Consider the following 16507-nt stretch of genomic DNA (forward strand, 5'->3'; position numbering starts at 1 on the left):
ACTGTATTTAGGTCGAATTTTGCGCTATTTTGTACTGAATTTAGCCACAAATATAAGCAGAAATTAATCTGACTATGTCATAATGTTGGCTATTCTACGCGATTTTAAATATCTCGCCATCAATAGTCCCAAAGGAGTTGGGTATTTTTAATAAAATGATATTCCGTTTAAAAATAAAGTGGCTACATAGTCGTATTCGGCAGAATTTGCTTACTTTTCGTTATTTTTTTCTCGGACGTTTTTTTGGTAAACAGGCCAGTGCCGATGTTTATTTAGCATTAAATGATCCACACAGCTTTATGTTAGTGCAAATGCTATCTCGCTTGCATACTCGATATGATTTAAAACTAACGGTGTTTTTTATCTGGGGGGCACTGCCTGGTGTGACAATTTCACCAAAACTTCATCGACGTTGGTCAATTCAGGATGCCAATTTAATTGCTGAGCAGTACCAGTTAATTAAAGTTAGTACGCCGCCATCAATTTTACAGCTTTCTACTGGGCAGCAAGAATGGCAGATGCTTGCCAACAATATAGAGAACGCAGAGCAAGTTTTTTTAAAAACATGGTGTAACGAATACCGTGACTATTTTCAAACATCGACACCCACCATTACTCACCAAGTGAAAAATCAAGCGCGATTAGAAGAAAAAGGTCATTATTGTGCAGCAACCATAAATTTTTCTGGTGACTGGTTTATCGGTGTCGACCGTCTTTATCATTTTGAACAGGCTCTTTGTCAATTGGGTTTGTTGGCAAACCCGGCCAATGAACTGTTAGCGTACACACCAATGACTCAGGATTTAATAAAAGCTAATGGCGGTCATAGCAAAATTAAAGCTGGAGTTAGTTTTGCAACAAAAAAGTTAGAGATATATCTGTCGTTACGCAGCCCGTATTCTTATTTGGGATTTGTGCAAGCAATTGCCCTTGCCGAGCGCTATCAACTAGAGCTTGTTATTAAACCTGTGTTGCCGCTATTAATGCGGGGGGCGTCAATTCCCATTGCTAAACAAAAATATATTTATTTAGATGCGTTACGAGAAGCAAAAAAACTGGCTATTGAATTTAATGGTTTTGTTGATCCATTAGGGGCTGGTGTAATTAATGCCTATCGAATGTTTGCATGGGCCCAAAAGCAAGGGCAAGCAAAGGAATATATGCTGGCCTGTTTTCGCGCAGTTTATGTAGAAAATATTGACTTGTCTGTGGCAGAGAATGTTGATTCTATTCTAGAAAAATTAGGGTTAGATAAAGTTGCAGCGCAGGCATACCAAGCAACACATGACTGGCAACAGTGGGCGGACTGTAATCAAAAAGCGCTAACGGCACTGGAGTTTTGGGGAGTTCCTTGCTTTAAATTAGATAATCATAGTTATTGGGGGCAAGATCGCATTCCATATTTGGAAAAAGAAATAAAATTAAATTTATCAATAAATTAGCTGAATAATGCTGATATCCGTATAGACGTCTATTGACGCAGCTTATACTTAAATGGTTTAATAATTAAGTCCCTTATTCCAGTTAGGTTAGCTAATTATCAGCTAACTTGATGATGAAGGGCCAGAAGAGGAGCGTTTACCAGGTAGTTATTGTGAAGAGATCAAACTCTTATGAGCAATAATGAGGGGGGAAATCGCCGAGATAATTGTATTTTTGATGGTGCAATTATCGGTTGTCGTCGTTAAGTGTATAAAACTTAGCGCTAGGTTGAATCCTTGCAACTGTCACCTATTGGGTGGAGAGCTTCTGGCCTTTGTTAAGGCCAGATTCAGTTCTTGAATTTGGCTTTCGCAATCGCCTATAAGTTCTCCGAACGAAACGAGTTCGAGAGAAATGAATCAAACAAAACACTTTAATACCCTAAAAGATTTTCAGCGGCCTATTGTATGGACCGCTTTAATTACGCCTTTATTGCCCTGTGGTGAAATTGACTTTTCTAGCTTAGAAAATATTGCGATACAACAAAGTCAGGCAAGAAATGGCATTTTATTGCTCGGCAGTACAGGTGAAGGTCTGGCACTAACGGATACCGAACAATTATCAATTGTTAAGTTTATTGCAGGCTTAACACTCGATGTGCCAATTATGGTAGCCGTTGGTGGTTATAATCTTGCTAACCAACTTGCATGGATTGAGCAGTGTAACCAATTATCTATTGATGCTTACCTGTTAGGCAGTCCAATCTATGCTAAGCCTGGACCGGTTGGGCAAACCGCGTGGTATCAAGCGCTGCTTGATGCCGCTCATGTCCCTTGTATGTTATACAACGTGCCGTCAAGAAGTGGCGTTGAATTAGCACTTTCTGCACTACAAAAATTACAACATCATGAGAATTTTTGGGCGCTTAAAGAAGCCAGTGGTGATTTACAAAAACTATTGAGCTACCGTCAAGCTTGCCCTGAAATTGAGCTGTACAGTGGTGAAGATGCCATGATGCCTTACCTTGCGAATGCGGGTGTTAAAGGCTTAGTTTCAGTATGTGCCAATGCATGGCCTGAAGCGACTCAACGCTATGTAACACGTGCACTAACACAGCAATGCTCAGATATATTCCCGTTATGGCACAAGGCTATTGCGGCATTATTTCAAGTGACAAGCCCAATTCCCGTGAAAGTGCTAATGGCAGAAACTGGCATGATCGAACATGCCACATTGCGTATGCCACTGTGCCAAGAGGAGCTAGCAACAAATCATGGCTTGCAATCGATTCATCAACAAATTCAACAATGGTTAGCGGTACAAACTTGTACACCAGCAACAAATTCATCAATAACTAATTTAAGAGAAGTAAATCAATGACCTGGCAACAAACTTTAACGGCATTAGAGTCTGGAACTGTACGTGCAGCAGAGCAAACTGATGCGGGCAATTGGCACGCAAATATTGACGTAAAACAAGCTATATTAGCGGCGTTTAAGGCGGGAGATAATACAGAATTCGATGGTATTTATCGGGGCTTTGTTGATAAACATAATTTGCCAGCGCGTGAATTTTCGGTAAGTGATAATGTCCGTATGGTTCCGGGCGGTTCTTCTGTTCGCCGTGGTGCTTACGTTGCGCCAGGCGTTATTATTATGCCTCCGGCCTATATTAACGTTGGCGCCTTTGTTGACAGTGGCACTATGATTGACAGTCATGCCTTAATTGGCTCTTGTGCGCAAATTGGCAAAAATGTCCATGTTTCGGCAGCCGTACAAATTGGTGGTGTGTTAGAGCCAATTGGTGCTAGTCCTGTGATTATTGAAGACAATGCCTTCCTGAGTGCTGGCGTTATTATTGTTGAAGGTATTGTTGTGAAAAAAGGGGCGGTGTTAGCACCAGGCGTTTCTCTGTCAGCATCAGTACCGGTTTATGATTGTGTGAATGACGTAATGTTAGAAAAAGGCGCTGATATTCCTGAAAATGCTGTTGTTGTGCCTGGTACTCGCCCTATTTCTGGCGGCTGGGCGGAAAAACAAGGGCTGAATATGGCTTGTGCTTTGATTGTGAAATATCGAGACGAGAAAAGTAACGCGGCTTTAGAGCTAGAATCTGTTTTACGGTAGGAAGAAGTATGACCGTTATATCTCATTTAAAGCCTAAGCCTGATTGGTTGAAGCAAAGTGTTGTTGACGCGCTAAATCAACAACAAGCAGGTAATGTTATCAGCGATGAACAAGCCGATGAGGCAGGTTTTTTTCTTTATGACTTGGATGCTATGGCTGAACACGTGTCGGCGTTAATGCAGCAAGATGTCATTAAGCTTTGGTTTGCTGTTAAGGCGAACCCTTTATCACGGGTTATTCGTACCTTGGCAGCGCAAGGCTTTAATTTTGATGTCGCGAGCCAAGGTGAATTAAGCCAAGTACTGAAGCAAGATATAGCGGCAAATAGAATTTTAAATACCGGCCCAGCAAAGTCAAAACGTCAAATGAAAGCATTTCTAACGCAAGGAGTAAGCACTTTTGTCGTTGAAAGCTTGTTGCAATTGCAATGGTTGAATGAAGCCGCAATTGAATTGGCATGTCAGCCGCAGGTGCTATTGCGAGTGCAACTACAATGGCCTGATGGCGAGAAAAATCCGCTTGGTGGTAATGAAGTTACGCCATTTGGCTTGTCGTGTGAGCAGTGGCAAACCATTCATGTTAGTGACTTTTCTGCGCTTAATATTAATGGTTTACATATTTTCCAATGGGGCAATATGCTCAGTAATGGAAAAATGTATCAGTTGTGGTCACAGATGGTAGAGCCACTAGTGACACTAGCTGAGCAAGTGGGCATGTCGTTAGAAATATTAGATTTAGGCGGTGGCTTAGGTGTTGACTATTTGCAAAAAGGCCAACAACTCAGTTGGCAAAAAATTGTTGACGATTTGGCAATTATAAAAGCGCGCGCGGGTGTCAAAGAGTTGTGGCTTGAGTTAGGTCGCTATGCGGTGGCTGAGTCGGGCTATTATGTGACTTCAGTAGTTGATAAAAAACAAAATTATCAGCAGCAACAACTTGTGCTGGCGGGTGGTATTAATCATTTATTGCGCCCTGCCATCACCGAACAAGCATTTCCAGCCAGTTTGTTACGGAACTCAAGTGCAGCAGAAGTTGATTTTGATCTGCATGGCCCGTTATGCACGAGTTTAGATAAATTGGGAACCTTGCCGTTGCCTGAAGATATCAATGTTGGCGAGCAGATTATTTTTGGTTTATCTGGCGCCTATGGTTTTACAGAAAGTATGCCATTTTTTCTTTGTCATCAAATTGCTGCTGAATATGTATTGCAACATGGTGCTATCGAACAAGTTCGTGCGGCTGAGCCTGCGTCTTGGTATCTACGTTAAGGTTGGAAAATTTGAGCTATGAATGTAATTAGTAAAGAAGTCATGCATGTTGGTGAAATGGCAAGTGGCGCAGCACTCACTGTGCCTGTATATCGTATTAACGGTTCAAAACAAGGGCCTAGTGCTTATATTCAAGCCAATATGCATGGTGCAGAAGTGCAAGGTAATGCCGTTATTTTTCAACTATTGGAGCAACTTAAGCATATTGAACTTAAAGGCTCAATTACCTTAGTCCCATACGCTAACCCGGTTGGATGTAATCATAAAAATGGTGAATATACTTTAGGGCGATTTGACCCGATAACCGGGGTAAATTGGAATAGAATGTATCATTTTGATGCCAGTATCATCGCCCCATTCGCTCAAGAATATATTGATGCCAGTAATGCTGAAATTGAAAGTGCCTTTAAGACCTTGATGCTTGAGCAAATTGAGCAAAAGTTAAATCACAATATTTATGGCCTAACTACTGGTCAGCGCATTGCCTACCAATTACAGCGCCTTGCCCATCAATCTGATATTGTCTTAGATTTACACACTGGGCCCATTTCTAGCAAGCATTTATATTGTCCTGAATATGCTAAAGACAGTGCCCGTTATTTTGATATTGCTCACACAATATTAATACCAGATAGTTTTGATGGTGCGCTAGATGAAGCAACATTTTGCCCATGGTGGCAATTGCAATCGGCTTTTACAGCATTAGGTCGCAACTTTTCTATTCGTACCGTCAATGATGGCGTAAACAGCATAGTAAAAGAAAGCTTTACTGTTGAGCTGGGCTCGCAAGAACAAATAGATTTGGATGTCGCCCATCAAGATGCATTGGGTATTTTAAGTTATTTACAGTACCAAGGAGTAATTAACTCAAGCTGTTACTTTCCAAAGACTATGGTGCGTTATAGTTGTATGCTTGAGGATTACAAGGCCTTATATTCACCTATGGGTGGTATGGTTGATTATTTAGCTGAATTTGGCAAGCCGTTAGCGGCGGGTGAGCCTTTGGCGAGAATTCTACGTATGGATAATTATGGTGATGGTGATGGTGACCCGTTACATTATATTAGCTTAGATCATCCGGTGCTTCCTATTTTGCACTTTGCTTCGGCCAGCGTTAACCAAGGAACGGAGCTTTATAAGGTTTTTAGTAAGTTTTCCATATTGTAGTAAGTTAAAATATGCGGGTAGTTAGTAGCAAGCGCCTTATGTTAACGCTGTATGGCTCAGCGAAACATTAGGCGTTTTTATTGATTTAAAATGGCTTAAAAGGTGACATGCTCTTTAAGGTAAGCAAATAAGTCACGAGTATGCTTGCCTGTTTTTTCAGCTTTATGTTCTTTTTTTGCGTGACGTACTAATTGTCTCAGCTTTTGCCTTTCCATGGTGTCAAATTTTGCTAATAATGCTTCCACTGATTCATTACCTTGAGCAATAAGCTCATCTCGCATTTGCTCTAACTTGTCAAATTTAGCCGATTCTTGCTGATGCTTATTGGCCATAACATCCATGGCTTGCTTGATTGGCTCAAGATCAGTTTCTGATAAAATTTTTGCAATATGGCGAACATGACGGCGCAAGGCTTCATGCTTGTTAGTAATTTTGTCAGCCAATATCATGGCATCTTTTAATTCTTCTGTTAACGGTAGGCGACTACGCTGGTGCTTAGACATTTTCACTAAACCAAGAGCAAAATCTTGTAGTCGGTGCATTTCGCGTTTTATTTCTGATTTACTCAGTAATTCTTCTTCTAATTCGTCGATATCGTTGGCAGACTGGGGCATAATATTGGGTAATCAAGTAATAATTCCCTATAGTATACAACAAAGCTGGTACAGCAAAAACATTCCTATTGCTGGTATCGAAAAAAATAGCATTCAATGTGAGAAATAATTTACCCATGAGCGATTCAGATAGTATCCAAACGCAAATAGAACATGTTAAGCAGCGTGTAAGTGACGCAATGGCGATGGCCAAAACATTAGGTGCTGATGGTGCTGAAGTGGCTATGAGCCGCCAACAAGGCTTAAGTGTTAATACCCGCTTAGGAGAAGTGGAAAATGTTGAATTTACCAGTGACGGCGCTTTGGGCATTACAGTGTATAAAGCAGGGCGAAAAGGCAGCGCTTCGACGGCAGACTTATCTGAAAAGGCACTAAAGCAAACGATTGAAGCTGCGGTAAATATTGCTAGATATACCTCAGTTGATGACTGCTCGGGCATTGCAGATAAAGAGCTGCTAGCTATGTCACCTGATGATTTAGACTTATATCACCCAAAAACACTAACAACTGAGCAGGCCATTAGTTTCGCGAAAGAATGTGAAGACACAGCCTTAGCTTATGACGAACGTATTAATAATTCTGATGGCGCGACATTGGCAAGTTTTGAAGGCTTTAAAGTATATGGCAATAGTCATGGTCAACTAGTCGGTTATCCAAGCACCCGCCATAGCTTAAGCTGTGTCATGATTGCCAATGAAGGCGAAGATATGCAACGTGATTACGCCTATACGGTAAATCGCGATTTTGATGCCATGGAAAGTGCCGCCAGTATCGGAAAAAAATCCGCATCAGAAGCTTTGTCGCGTTTAGGGGCACATAAACTAGCAACCACGAAAGTGCCAGTGATGTTTCGTGCTGATATTGCCAATACGCTTTTTGGTCATTACATTGCAGCAATTAGTGGTGGTAACTTATACCGTGAGTCATCATTTTTAATGAATTCGATGGGAAAACAAGTTTTCCCTGAATTTTTAACTGTCAATGAACGACCACATTTGAAAAAGGCGTTAGCCAGTAGTGCTTTTGATAGTGAAGGGGTGGCAACCATCGATCGAGAAATTATTACCAATGGTCGATTAGCTTCTTACTTATTGACCAGTTATTCTGCGCGCAAACTTGGTATGCAAACCACAGGTCATGCAGGTGGCATTCATAACTGGCAGTTAGCACTAAAAGAACAAGGTCAAGGTGGAGACTTTGATGCTATGCTGAAAACCTTGGGTACAGGTTTACTGGTGACGGAATTAATGGGTCAAGGCGTTAATGTAGTTACTGGTGATTACTCGCGCGGTGCTGCAGGCTTTTGGGTAGAAAATGGTGAAATAGCTTATCCTGTCGATGAAATAACCATTGCTGGTAAATTGCAGGATATGTTTGCTGGTATTGTGGCAATCGGTAACGATTTAGATATGCGCGGCAGTATTCGTACTGGTTCTATTATTATTAACGAAATGCAAGTAGCGGGTAACTAGCTTAAGTTGCCTATTAGGCGGGCGATCAAAGAGCGCTCGTCTTATCTACGTGCCTAAAAATAGCGTTGCAGTGCCTAAAAAGGCAAAAATACCGACCACATCGGTTATCGTGGTTAGTATGACGCTGCCAGCCAAAGCAGGGTCGATATTCATCTTTTTAAGCATTAATGGAATGGTAACTCCGGCAATACCCGCTGCGGTCATATTCATTAACATCGCAAATGCAATAATAGCACCTAGCATTATATTTTGTTGCCAAAGGGCCACAACAGTGGCGATTAGTATCGCCCAAATCATACCATTGAAGAAGCCAACCGCGAGCTCTTTATAAAGTAAAACGCGTGAGTTACTTTCACCGACATGGCCTAAGGCAATACCACGAATAACCAGAGTTAAGGTTTGATTTCCTGCTACGCCCCCCATACTCGGTACTAGTGAATTTAAAACGGCTAGTATCGCCAATTGACTTAAAATGCCTTCAAACATACTTGAAACGGCAACAGCCATAAGTGCGGTAATTAAATTGACGCCAAGCCAAACAGAGCGCTGTTGAGTACTTTTAATAACTGGGGCGAATGTATCAGCTTCATCATCTAGACCTGCCATACTCATCATGGAGTGTTCGGCTTCTTCACGAATAATATCAACAACATCGTCTACGGTAATACGACCAACAAGGCGATCTTCTTCATCAACAACGGGCGCAGAAAACCAATCATGCCTTTCAAACAACTGTGCAACGTCTTTTTCATTTAAATCTGCGGCGATAGCTTCAATTTCATCATCAATGAGGGTTGAAATGATGGTTTCAGGTTTTGCCGTTACTATGGCTGTTAAGGAGACTGCACCGACAAAATGATCTTCTCGGTCAACCACATAAAAGGAGTCGGTTGCTTCTGGCAACTCACCACGAAGTCTTAAGTAGCGCAAAACCACATCAACCGTCACATCGGGACGGATTGAGATGGTGTCAGTGTTCATGATACCGCCAGCGGTATCTTCTTCGTATGACAATGCCGCTTCGACTCGGCTACGATCTTGTGAATCCATTGAGCTGAGAACTTCTCGGTAAACACTATCAGGTAAGGTACGGAAAACTTCCGCCAAGTCATCAACGTCCATACCTTCTGCAACGGCAGCTAGCTTCTCAGGTCGAATATTTTTCAGTATGCCTTTACGAACTTCTTCATTTAGTTCTTCGAGAACTTCACCGTGATTATCAGCGTCAATTAGTTGCCAAAGTACAGCACGACTTTTAATTGGTGAAGATTCTAGTAATAGGGCTAGATCAAAGGCTGGCATGTCTTGTAATAGTTTACGGACATAGACATACATACCACTGCCAAGGGCATCATTTACTTGCTGTAAGCGTTGGTGGCTGTACTCTTGTTCAGAAACTTCCGGCATATTACTGTCCTGTGCCGTTACAAAAACGAAAACTGAAAATTATTATTATGGAGGATGTTTATTAAGTTAATGTTGCAGAGTAATTTTAATAAACTCCGAGACTGAGTTTATCGTAATTTGTTATTTTTCGCAGCTTTTTTATTGACTTAAAAACTGGTTGAGCAGATAGGGCAAGTTTTATTACTCGTCCTCATCAAATTTATCACTAAATAATTGACAAACTTCGTTTAATGCAAGTTCAGCATCTGTACCTGAGGTAATGACATTGACAATTTTACCCTGTGCGCCAGCTAGTAACATTAAGCCCATGATGCTGTTGGCGTCAGCATGGTTACCTTCAAGTTCTATGGTAATAGAGGCATTAAACTTCTGGCTAAGTTGTGCCAATTTAGTTGCTGCTCGGGCGTGTAGCCCTAGCTTATTAATTATTTTTACTTGGCGGTCAATTGGCATAGTTATTGGTGAAATCAGGTACTGGCAAGTGTTAAGTCACGATGGCGAGATTGCACATCATCACGCTCTTTTCGCATATTATTAGCAAGAAGCTCCGCGATATAAACCGATCTGTGTTTTCCTCCTGTGCAACCAATCGCGATAGTGACATAGCTGCGATTGTTGCGTTCTAGATGCGGTAACCAGGTCATCATAAAACTGTTAATTTGCCAGATAAACTTAGTGACTATTGGTTGGCTTGCTAGAAAGTCTTGTACAGGTTTATCTAGCCCTGTGTGACTTTTTAGTTCTTTATCCCAATATGGATTAGGTAAAAAGCGAGCATCAAAAACATAGTCAGCATCCTGAGGAACGCCATGTTTAAAACCAAAAGATTCGAACACAATTACCATAGAACCAGATTTCTTGCCGAGAATTCTTTCGCGTACTAGATCGGCTAATTGATGCGGTGACAATTGGCTGGTATTTATATACAAGTGCGCACGTGTAGCAATGGGTTCAAGGAGTTGCTTTTCGAGCGCAATCGCTTGGTCAAGAGCGATATTTTGTTTGATCAAGGGGTGCAAGCGTCGAGTTTCACTAAAACGTCGAATGAGATCGCTATCATCTGCGTCTAAATATAATAAATTTAGCTCAACCGCACTGGGCAAATAGTCGATTATTTCTGGTACATCATTAGGATCTGCTGGCATGTTGCGAACATCGAGACTGACGGCAACATTTTCATAATCATTAATGACTGTATGGGTTAGTGCCGGCAATAAATTAACAGGAATGTTGTCAACACAGTAATAGCCTAAGTCTTCTAAAACACGTAGCGCAACACTTTTACCAGATCCCGAGCGACCACTGACAATAATTAGCTTCATTACAATTTAACTCGCTTGTTGGATTAAGTCGAATAGTGCTTGGCTATTGTCACACTTGCGGACTTGTTTACAAAATTGTTTATCACGAAATGTTTGGGCAATGCTTTGTAGTGTACATAGGTGATTTTGGCATTCTTCTTCAGCAACAAATAAGGCGATAAAAATATCTACAGGGCGATGATCAATAGAATCAAAATTAATGGCTTGTTCGGTGGTGATAACGACGGCAATTGGTTTTTCGGCATTTTCTAAACGACCATGTGGAATGGCAATACCATTTCCAATACCTGTAGAGCCCATTTTCTCACGCTTAATTAAGCTCTCTAATAACTGAAATGTATCGTGATTGGGTAATTTCTCTGAAGCTAAGCTACTTAAATATTCTAATACACGTTTTTTGCTGGAGCCCGGAGCTGCACATATTGTGCAGTCCGGAGTTAAGATGTCTTGCAACTTCATAATTACTTCAAAGACCTAATGAGAGGGATATTAGTGTTTACTAATTTTGCCTTTATATTTTAATATTTGGCGGTCGAGCTTATCGATTAATGAATCGATAGAAGCATACATATCGCTATTTTCAGCTTTAGCATGTACTTCACTGCCACTTAGGTGAACCGTTGATTCAGCAATTTGATTAAGCTTTTCAACGGTTAAAACTACATGAACATTGTTTATATGATCAAAATGTCGCTCAAGCTTTTCAAATTTTCCATTAACATAATCACGTAATGAATCGGTAACATCGACATGGTGTCCGGTAAGATTAATTTGCATATGCTTCAATCCTCTTTTTCGGGTAAATAAACCAAACCTACAATAGGCTTTTACGTTGATTCGATGGTGGTATTGAAAGTGATTCGCGATATTTAGCGATAGTGCGTCTTGCTACTTTAATACCTTGTTCTGCCAGAATATCAGCCATTTTGCTATCACTTAGCGGCTTGGCTGGAATTTCTGCAGAAACGAGCTTTTTAATAAGTTCACGAATAGCTGTTGATGAACATTCACCGCCATTTTCGGTACTAACATGACTAGAGAAGAAATACTTTAACTCAAAAATACCTCTTGGCGTATGCATGTACTTTTGCGTAGTAACCCGAGAAATTGTTGACTCATGCATATCAACCGCTTCAGCAATGTCATTCAAAACCATAGGGCGCATTGCCTCTGGCCCGTGTTCGAAGAAGCCTTGCTGGCGTTGCACAATACAATTAGATACTTTTAACAAGGTATCGTTTCGGCTTTCTAAGCTCTTAATAAACCATTTTGCTTCTTGCAAATTTGAGCGAATAAATTGTGAGTCGGTAGAAGATTTCATTGAACGAGACATTGCCGCATATTGCTGATTCACTGAAAGCTTAGGGGCAGTGTCAGGGTTTAATTCGACCGTCCAACGACCATTTTTCTTTTCTACTGAAACATCAGGAATAACATATTGTTCTTCGCTTTTGATAACACTGTCACCTGGGCGAGGGTCAAGGGTTTGGATTAAGCGAATGACTTCACGTAATTGGTCTTCTTTTAAGCGCAGTTTTCGCATTAATTGACGGTAGTCGCGGTTACCAAGTAAATCGATATATTTACTAACAGCTAACTTGCTCTCTTCTAACCATGGCGTATCGCTGGAAAATTGATTTAACTGTATTAATAAACATTCGGGGATGGAACGAGCTGCAACACCAACTGGGTCAAATACGTTGATGCGTTTAAGTACAACTTCAACTTCATCAAGCTCTACGTCTTCTATGCCAACACTTTCCAATATTTCTTCTGCAGATACAGTTAAGTAGCCGGCTTCGTCAACCGCTTCAATAATGGCTGTAGCAATAGCTTGGTCTGTTTCTGTAAAAGGGCTTAGCTCCATTTGCCATAATAAGTGGTCTTGAATAGAGTCTTTAGTTTCACCTTGATAAGTATAATCTTCTGAGGCTGGACCTACCGCACCACTGCTAGCACCGGCACTAAAATTGTCATCCCAAGTGGTATCGTTATTTAACTCTTCCGGAATATCTGTTTTTGCTAAACCTTCGGCTGAGCTTATTTCGTCAATCGTTGGCGCTGAATCTTCGCTACCATCTGAAAGAGTGACTTCTGAGGCTTCGCCAACATTGGCTGAAAAGGCCTCTTCTAAATTATCAGGGGTGCTTTCTGAAGTGTTTACTTGATTTTCATCCATTTCAAGCAGCGGATTACTTTCAAGCGCTTCCTGAATCTCTTGCTGTAAGTCTAAAGTCGACAGTTGCAACAACTTAATTGCTTGTTGCAATTGCGGGGTCATGGTTAACTGTTGTCCGATACGGAGCTGCAGAGTAGGACGCATTTAGGTTTTCTTTTCCCTGTTACTATTTAACACATTGTTATTTTATTGCTAAAGCCTGCTATTAACTATAGCGTGAATTGTTCGCCTAGGTATACATCTCTTACATGTTGATTTGCAAGAATTTGATCCGCGTCACCTTCTGCAATTAGTTCACCATGGCTAACAATATAGGCATGTTCACATACGTCTAAGGTCTCTCGTACGTTGTGGTCGGTTATCAAAATACCTATGCCTCGTTCTTTTAAGTGTAGGATAATTTTTTTTATATCACCTACTGAAATTGGATCAACACCGGCAAATGGCTCATCTAATAAAATAAATTTAGGATCGGCGGCAAGAGCGCGAGCAATTTCAACTCGGCGACGTTCGCCACCAGATAAGCTCATTCCTAAATTATCTTTAATATGGCCGATATTAAATTCTTCTAATAAATGCTCAAGCTTTTCTTCTTTCTCGATATCTGATAATGATTTTCGAGTTTGTAAAATGGCCATGATGTTGTCATATACAGACAATTTTCGAAATATAGAGGCTTCTTGCGGTAAGTAGCCAATACCTTTGCGAGCACGTTCATGCATTGGCAGTAATGTTAAGTCTTCGTCATTTAATACGATGGCACCGCTATCATTGTTTACTAAGCCTACAATCATATAAAATGAGGTTGTTTTACCGGCGCCATTAGGGCCAAGTAAGCCGACAATTTGTCCAGCCGATACTTTTAAACTAACGTTTTTAACAACCTTTCGGCCTTTATAAGATTTCGCTAAACCCGTTGCAGATAATGTAGATTTTGACATTTAGTTCTGCTTTTCCTTTTTCTCTTTCGGTAATTCAGGTTTGTTTTTAGGTTGTAGCACTGTTTCAACAACCGTATTTTCTAAGCTTTCAGCATTGACGTATTCAGTTTCAAAGTTATAGGTGATTTTATTACCACTGACTTCACTGCCTTCTTGGGTTAGTAAGGCGTTGCCTGAAATAATGACGATTTTTTTTGCTGGTTCATATCTAATTTCATTAGCTTGTAAGTTAATTGGGCTGCCGTCTTCTAAGGTTTGTGCAAATGTAGCAGGTGAGCCTTTGGCAATATAAATTTTATCTTCGCTTTTGTCTTGGGCAATAACTTGCACTAACTCTGCGTTAATGGTGAGCGTGCCTTGCGAGATAATGACATTGTCGATATAGCTGAATATCTTGTTTTTTAGATCAGCGGCCTGTCGAGAAGAAGAAATTTTAATTTCTTGGTCAACATCAAATTTTTCAGCATTCACTGCCGGTGTTAAGAATATTGCCGTAGCAATGCAAGCTAAGCTAACTTTTAGTTTTTTTGTAAATGGTTTGTACATGTTCGGTCAATGTCATCTGAGTTGTGTTTAAGTCTACAATTAATCCTGAGCCATACATAGTAAATCCTTTACCTAATATCAGAATAGTTTGTTCTGAGCTAATAATATTACTTTTTAAGTCCATTTCTAAATTTTTGCCGTGTACTTCTTGTATTAAGCTTTCCTTGTCAGTAGCAATTAAGCGTACGCGATTTTCCAATCTAACTCGATTGTTATTATACAGTGTGCCTTCGTTAGCGGTTACTTGCCACGTTGGTTTGTTGTTTTTTGGGTATAAGGTATAACGCGGATACTCAAAGTGTGTGACATCTAATTGTGCATAATGTTCCATGCGTTGTGCTTCTACAACGTAAGATATATCGCCAGCTTCTTGATAAATATCACTATTTAAATTTTCTGCGATGAACTCTGGCTCATTACTGTTATCGAGTATATTGGTGTCAACGTCTTTAGCGTTATACCACTCCATTAAGCCATAAGTGCCAACAGCAAAAATAAAAAAAGCTATTGCTGCACCGTATATTCTATTCATATGCTTGCGCCTGTGGCATGCTCTAGCGTACTTTGACTTTGCATAATTAAATCGCAGGATTCACGAACGGCGCCAAAACCACCACGGGTATAAGTAATATAATCACAAGTATTTAATATTGCTGGATGAGCGTCATTTACAGCAATACTTAAGCCAACGTAATTTAAGCACTCAAAATCGGGCATATCGTCGCCAATATAGGCAATTTGTTCAGGTGTTAAATTCAGTGATTTTGCCATTGCTTTTAGTGCTGGTAACTTATCTTCTTGTCCTTGCACTATATGTTTAACGTTTAAGGCAGTCATGCGGGTTTGCACTATATTCGATTTTCGACCAGTAATAACAGCAACATCAACACCACTTGCTCCCAGCGCTTTTATGCCATAACCATCCTTAGTGTGAAAGGCTTTTAACTCTTCGCCAGCATTGCCTAAATATATGCGACCATCAGAAAAAACGCCGTCAATATCGCAAATGAAAAGTTTAATATTTTTAGCTTTTTGCCAAATGTTATCAGCTACTTCACCGTATAAACTGTTCAAAGTTATAACACTCCAGATTTAAGTAAATCATGCATATTCATGGCGCCAATAGGTTGGTTATTTTGATCAACTATAATCAAACCATTAATCTTTTTATCTTCCATAATCTTCAATGCTTCTGCTGCTAGCATATCTTGTTTAGCAACATAAGGTTGCTTGGTCATTACGCTAGTAATTGTATCTTGATGAATATCGACTTTTGCATCTAATATTCGACGTAAATCACCGTCGGTAAACAATCCAATCAAGGTGTTGTTGTTATCTGTAACCGCGGTCATACCTAAGCCTTTAAGTGACATTTCCACTAAGGCATCTTTGATTTTAGCATCAGCATTAACCACTGGGATACGGTCATCTTTATGCATTATATCTGTTAAACGCAATAGTAAACGCTTGCCTAAACTACCGCCTGGATGTGATAAGGCAAAATCATCGGCGGTAAAACCACGTGCATTTAATAGTGCGACAGCGATAGCATCACCCATAACTAACGTAGCTGTGGTACTGGACGTTGGCGCTAAGCCTAATGGACAGGCTTCTTGTGAAACTTTGACACAAATATGGTGATCGGCGAGTTTTGCTAATGTTGAATCAGTATTGCCGGTCATGGCAATGAGTTTGGCTCCGATGCGTTTAATAACAGGAATAATGGCGAGTACTTCGCCAGTTTCACCGGAATTTGAAATGGTCATCACCACATCATCAAGCGTGATCATACCTAGGTCTCCATGGCTGGCTTCCCCCGGATGAACAAAAAAGGATGGTGTGCCTGTGCTGGCTAATGTTGCCGCTATTTTTCCACCAATGTGCCCTGATTTTCCCATGCCGATAACAATAACTCGACCTTTACAGTTAAACATCAGCTGACAAGCTTGCGCAAATTCATCATTAATAAATGAAGCTAATTCTGCTATGGCGTTTTGTTCTATTTCAATAACGTTTTTTGCTAATTGCTTAAAATTTTTCATC

At 40.5% G+C, this 16507-nt stretch carries 18 protein-coding genes and 1 riboswitch; of the genes, 6 read left to right on the forward strand and 12 right to left on the reverse strand.

Annotation, left to right across the window (positions count from 1 at the left end):
- The first annotated feature begins 155 nt into the window (after nucleotides 1-155).
- The 5 genes from AC27HL_RS01915 to AC27HL_RS01935 all read left to right on the forward strand — a co-directional run bounded on the left by AC27HL_RS01915 (nucleotide 156) and on the right by AC27HL_RS01935 (nucleotide 5983).
- On the forward strand, nucleotides 156-1442 hold the full coding sequence (locus tag AC27HL_RS01915; RefSeq protein ID WP_487078615.1) for a DsbA family protein: 1287 nt from the start codon (nucleotides 156-158) through the stop codon (nucleotides 1440-1442).
- A 117-nt stretch (nucleotides 1443-1559) separates the two neighbouring features.
- A riboswitch (Lysine riboswitch) is annotated at nucleotides 1560-1757 on the forward strand.
- 79 nt (nucleotides 1758-1836) lie between these two features.
- The gene (gene dapA / locus AC27HL_RS01920) at nucleotides 1837-2802 is read left to right on the forward strand and encodes a 4-hydroxy-tetrahydrodipicolinate synthase (protein WP_487078617.1); all 966 of its coding nucleotides are present in this window, start codon (nucleotides 1837-1839) and stop codon (nucleotides 2800-2802) included.
- On the forward strand, nucleotides 2799-3548 hold the full coding sequence (locus tag AC27HL_RS01925) for a 2,3,4,5-tetrahydropyridine-2,6-dicarboxylate N-succinyltransferase (RefSeq protein ID WP_487078619.1): 750 nt from the start codon (nucleotides 2799-2801) through the stop codon (nucleotides 3546-3548). Before dapA ends, AC27HL_RS01925 begins: the two co-directional genes overlap by 4 nt.
- Nucleotides 3549-3556: 8 nt before the next feature.
- The gene (locus AC27HL_RS01930) at nucleotides 3557-4816 is read left to right on the forward strand and encodes a PLP-dependent decarboxylase (RefSeq protein WP_487078621.1); all 1260 of its coding nucleotides are present in this window, start codon (nucleotides 3557-3559) and stop codon (nucleotides 4814-4816) included.
- A gap of 18 nt (nucleotides 4817-4834) precedes the next feature.
- Entirely contained in the window at nucleotides 4835-5983 is a 1149-nt protein-coding gene (locus AC27HL_RS01935) for a succinylglutamate desuccinylase/aspartoacylase family protein (RefSeq protein ID WP_487078622.1), read from the forward strand.
- A gap of 95 nt (nucleotides 5984-6078) precedes the next feature.
- Here the strand turns inward: AC27HL_RS01935 and yjgA are convergent, their stop codons facing one another.
- On the reverse strand, nucleotides 6079-6597 hold the full coding sequence (gene yjgA, locus AC27HL_RS01940) for a ribosome biogenesis factor YjgA (RefSeq protein WP_487078624.1): 519 nt from the start codon (nucleotides 6595-6597) through the stop codon (nucleotides 6079-6081).
- Between the two features lie 116 nt (nucleotides 6598-6713).
- On the opposite strand from yjgA, the gene pmbA reads away from it, so the two are divergent.
- Nucleotides 6714-8069, forward strand: a complete 1356-nt coding sequence (pmbA, locus tag AC27HL_RS01945; protein WP_487078626.1) for a metalloprotease PmbA — start codon at nucleotides 6714-6716, stop codon at nucleotides 8067-8069.
- A gap of 45 nt (nucleotides 8070-8114) precedes the next feature.
- Here pmbA and mgtE read toward each other — a convergent pair whose 3' ends face one another.
- The 11 genes from mgtE to AC27HL_RS02000 all read right to left on the reverse strand — a co-directional run bounded on the left by mgtE (nucleotide 8115) and on the right by AC27HL_RS02000 (nucleotide 16506).
- Complete coding sequence (gene mgtE, locus AC27HL_RS01950) at nucleotides 8115-9476, reverse strand: magnesium transporter (RefSeq protein ID WP_487078628.1); 1362 nt, start codon at nucleotides 9474-9476, stop codon at nucleotides 8115-8117.
- 180 nt (nucleotides 9477-9656) lie between these two features.
- A complete protein-coding gene (locus tag AC27HL_RS01955; protein WP_487078630.1) occupies nucleotides 9657-9929 on the reverse strand; it encodes an HPr family phosphocarrier protein in 273 nt (90 codons plus the stop codon).
- Between the two features lie 14 nt (nucleotides 9930-9943).
- Nucleotides 9944-10798: an RNase adapter RapZ gene (gene rapZ / locus AC27HL_RS01960; RefSeq protein ID WP_487078632.1), complete on the reverse strand. Its 855-nt coding sequence runs from the start codon at nucleotides 10796-10798 to the stop codon at nucleotides 9944-9946.
- Nucleotides 10799-10804: 6 nt separating this feature from the next.
- Nucleotides 10805-11257 carry a PTS IIA-like nitrogen regulatory protein PtsN gene (gene ptsN / locus AC27HL_RS01965; protein ID WP_487078634.1) on the reverse strand — a complete coding sequence of 151 codons (453 nt, stop codon included), beginning with the start codon at nucleotides 11255-11257 and terminating at the stop codon, nucleotides 10805-10807.
- A gap of 30 nt (nucleotides 11258-11287) precedes the next feature.
- Complete coding sequence (gene hpf / locus AC27HL_RS01970) at nucleotides 11288-11575, reverse strand: ribosome hibernation promoting factor (protein WP_487078635.1); 288 nt, start codon at nucleotides 11573-11575, stop codon at nucleotides 11288-11290.
- A 37-nt stretch (nucleotides 11576-11612) separates the two neighbouring features.
- The gene (locus AC27HL_RS01975) at nucleotides 11613-13121 is read right to left on the reverse strand and encodes an RNA polymerase factor sigma-54 (RefSeq protein WP_487078636.1); all 1509 of its coding nucleotides are present in this window, start codon (nucleotides 13119-13121) and stop codon (nucleotides 11613-11615) included.
- A gap of 65 nt (nucleotides 13122-13186) precedes the next feature.
- A complete protein-coding gene (lptB, locus tag AC27HL_RS01980; RefSeq protein ID WP_487078638.1) occupies nucleotides 13187-13918 on the reverse strand; it encodes an LPS export ABC transporter ATP-binding protein in 732 nt (243 codons plus the stop codon).
- The gene (gene lptA / locus AC27HL_RS01985; RefSeq protein ID WP_487078640.1) at nucleotides 13919-14464 is read right to left on the reverse strand and encodes a lipopolysaccharide transport periplasmic protein LptA; all 546 of its coding nucleotides are present in this window, start codon (nucleotides 14462-14464) and stop codon (nucleotides 13919-13921) included. It lies immediately after the preceding gene.
- Nucleotides 14430-14996 (reverse strand): LPS export ABC transporter periplasmic protein LptC, encoded by a 567-nt coding sequence (lptC, locus tag AC27HL_RS01990; protein WP_487078642.1) that lies wholly within the window; start codon nucleotides 14994-14996, stop codon nucleotides 14430-14432. The genes lptA and lptC overlap by 35 nt, the downstream gene beginning before the upstream one ends.
- Nucleotides 14993-15544 (reverse strand): 3-deoxy-manno-octulosonate-8-phosphatase KdsC, encoded by a 552-nt coding sequence (kdsC, locus tag AC27HL_RS01995; RefSeq protein ID WP_487079870.1) that lies wholly within the window; start codon nucleotides 15542-15544, stop codon nucleotides 14993-14995. Before kdsC ends, lptC begins: the two co-directional genes overlap by 4 nt.
- Nucleotides 15541-16506 carry a KpsF/GutQ family sugar-phosphate isomerase gene (locus AC27HL_RS02000; protein WP_487078644.1) on the reverse strand — a complete coding sequence of 322 codons (966 nt, stop codon included), beginning with the start codon at nucleotides 16504-16506 and terminating at the stop codon, nucleotides 15541-15543. Before AC27HL_RS02000 ends, kdsC begins: the two co-directional genes overlap by 4 nt.
- Between the last annotated feature and the right edge of the window lies 1 nt (nucleotide 16507).

It is taken from the genome of Colwellia aquaemaris (assembly GCF_057548755.1).

What these genes read in the sequence shown, in the direction of transcription:
- AC27HL_RS01915 (WP_487078615.1), top strand. Translation starts at nt 156, where the DNA reads ATGATATTCCGTTTAAAAATAAAGTGGCTACATAGTCGTATTCGGCAG.
- dapA (WP_487078617.1), top strand. Translation starts at nt 1,837, where the DNA reads ATGAATCAAACAAAACACTTTAATACCCTAAAAGATTTTCAGCGGCCT.
- AC27HL_RS01925 (WP_487078619.1), top strand. Translation starts at nt 2,799, where the DNA reads ATGACCTGGCAACAAACTTTAACGGCATTAGAGTCTGGAACTGTACGT.
- AC27HL_RS01930 (WP_487078621.1), top strand. Translation starts at nt 3,557, where the DNA reads ATGACCGTTATATCTCATTTAAAGCCTAAGCCTGATTGGTTGAAGCAA.
- AC27HL_RS01935 (WP_487078622.1), top strand. Translation starts at nt 4,835, where the DNA reads ATGAATGTAATTAGTAAAGAAGTCATGCATGTTGGTGAAATGGCAAGT.
- yjgA (WP_487078624.1), bottom strand. Translation starts at nt 6,597, where the DNA reads ATGCCCCAGTCTGCCAACGATATCGACGAATTAGAAGAAGAATTACTG.
- pmbA (WP_487078626.1), top strand. Translation starts at nt 6,714, where the DNA reads ATGAGCGATTCAGATAGTATCCAAACGCAAATAGAACATGTTAAGCAG.
- mgtE (WP_487078628.1), bottom strand. Translation starts at nt 9,476, where the DNA reads ATGCCGGAAGTTTCTGAACAAGAGTACAGCCACCAACGCTTACAGCAA.
- AC27HL_RS01955 (WP_487078630.1), bottom strand. Translation starts at nt 9,929, where the DNA reads ATGCCAATTGACCGCCAAGTAAAAATAATTAATAAGCTAGGGCTACAC.
- rapZ (WP_487078632.1), bottom strand. Translation starts at nt 10,798, where the DNA reads ATGAAGCTAATTATTGTCAGTGGTCGCTCGGGATCTGGTAAAAGTGTT.
- ptsN (WP_487078634.1), bottom strand. Translation starts at nt 11,257, where the DNA reads ATGAAGTTGCAAGACATCTTAACTCCGGACTGCACAATATGTGCAGCT.
- hpf (WP_487078635.1), bottom strand. Translation starts at nt 11,575, where the DNA reads ATGCAAATTAATCTTACCGGACACCATGTCGATGTTACCGATTCATTA.
- AC27HL_RS01975 (WP_487078636.1), bottom strand. Translation starts at nt 13,121, where the DNA reads ATGCGTCCTACTCTGCAGCTCCGTATCGGACAACAGTTAACCATGACC.
- lptB (WP_487078638.1), bottom strand. Translation starts at nt 13,918, where the DNA reads ATGTCAAAATCTACATTATCTGCAACGGGTTTAGCGAAATCTTATAAA.
- lptA (WP_487078640.1), bottom strand. Translation starts at nt 14,464, where the DNA reads ATGTACAAACCATTTACAAAAAAACTAAAAGTTAGCTTAGCTTGCATT.
- lptC (WP_487078642.1), bottom strand. Translation starts at nt 14,996, where the DNA reads ATGAATAGAATATACGGTGCAGCAATAGCTTTTTTTATTTTTGCTGTT.
- AC27HL_RS02000 (WP_487078644.1), bottom strand. Translation starts at nt 16,506, where the DNA reads ATGAAAAATTTTAAGCAATTAGCAAAAAACGTTATTGAAATAGAACAA.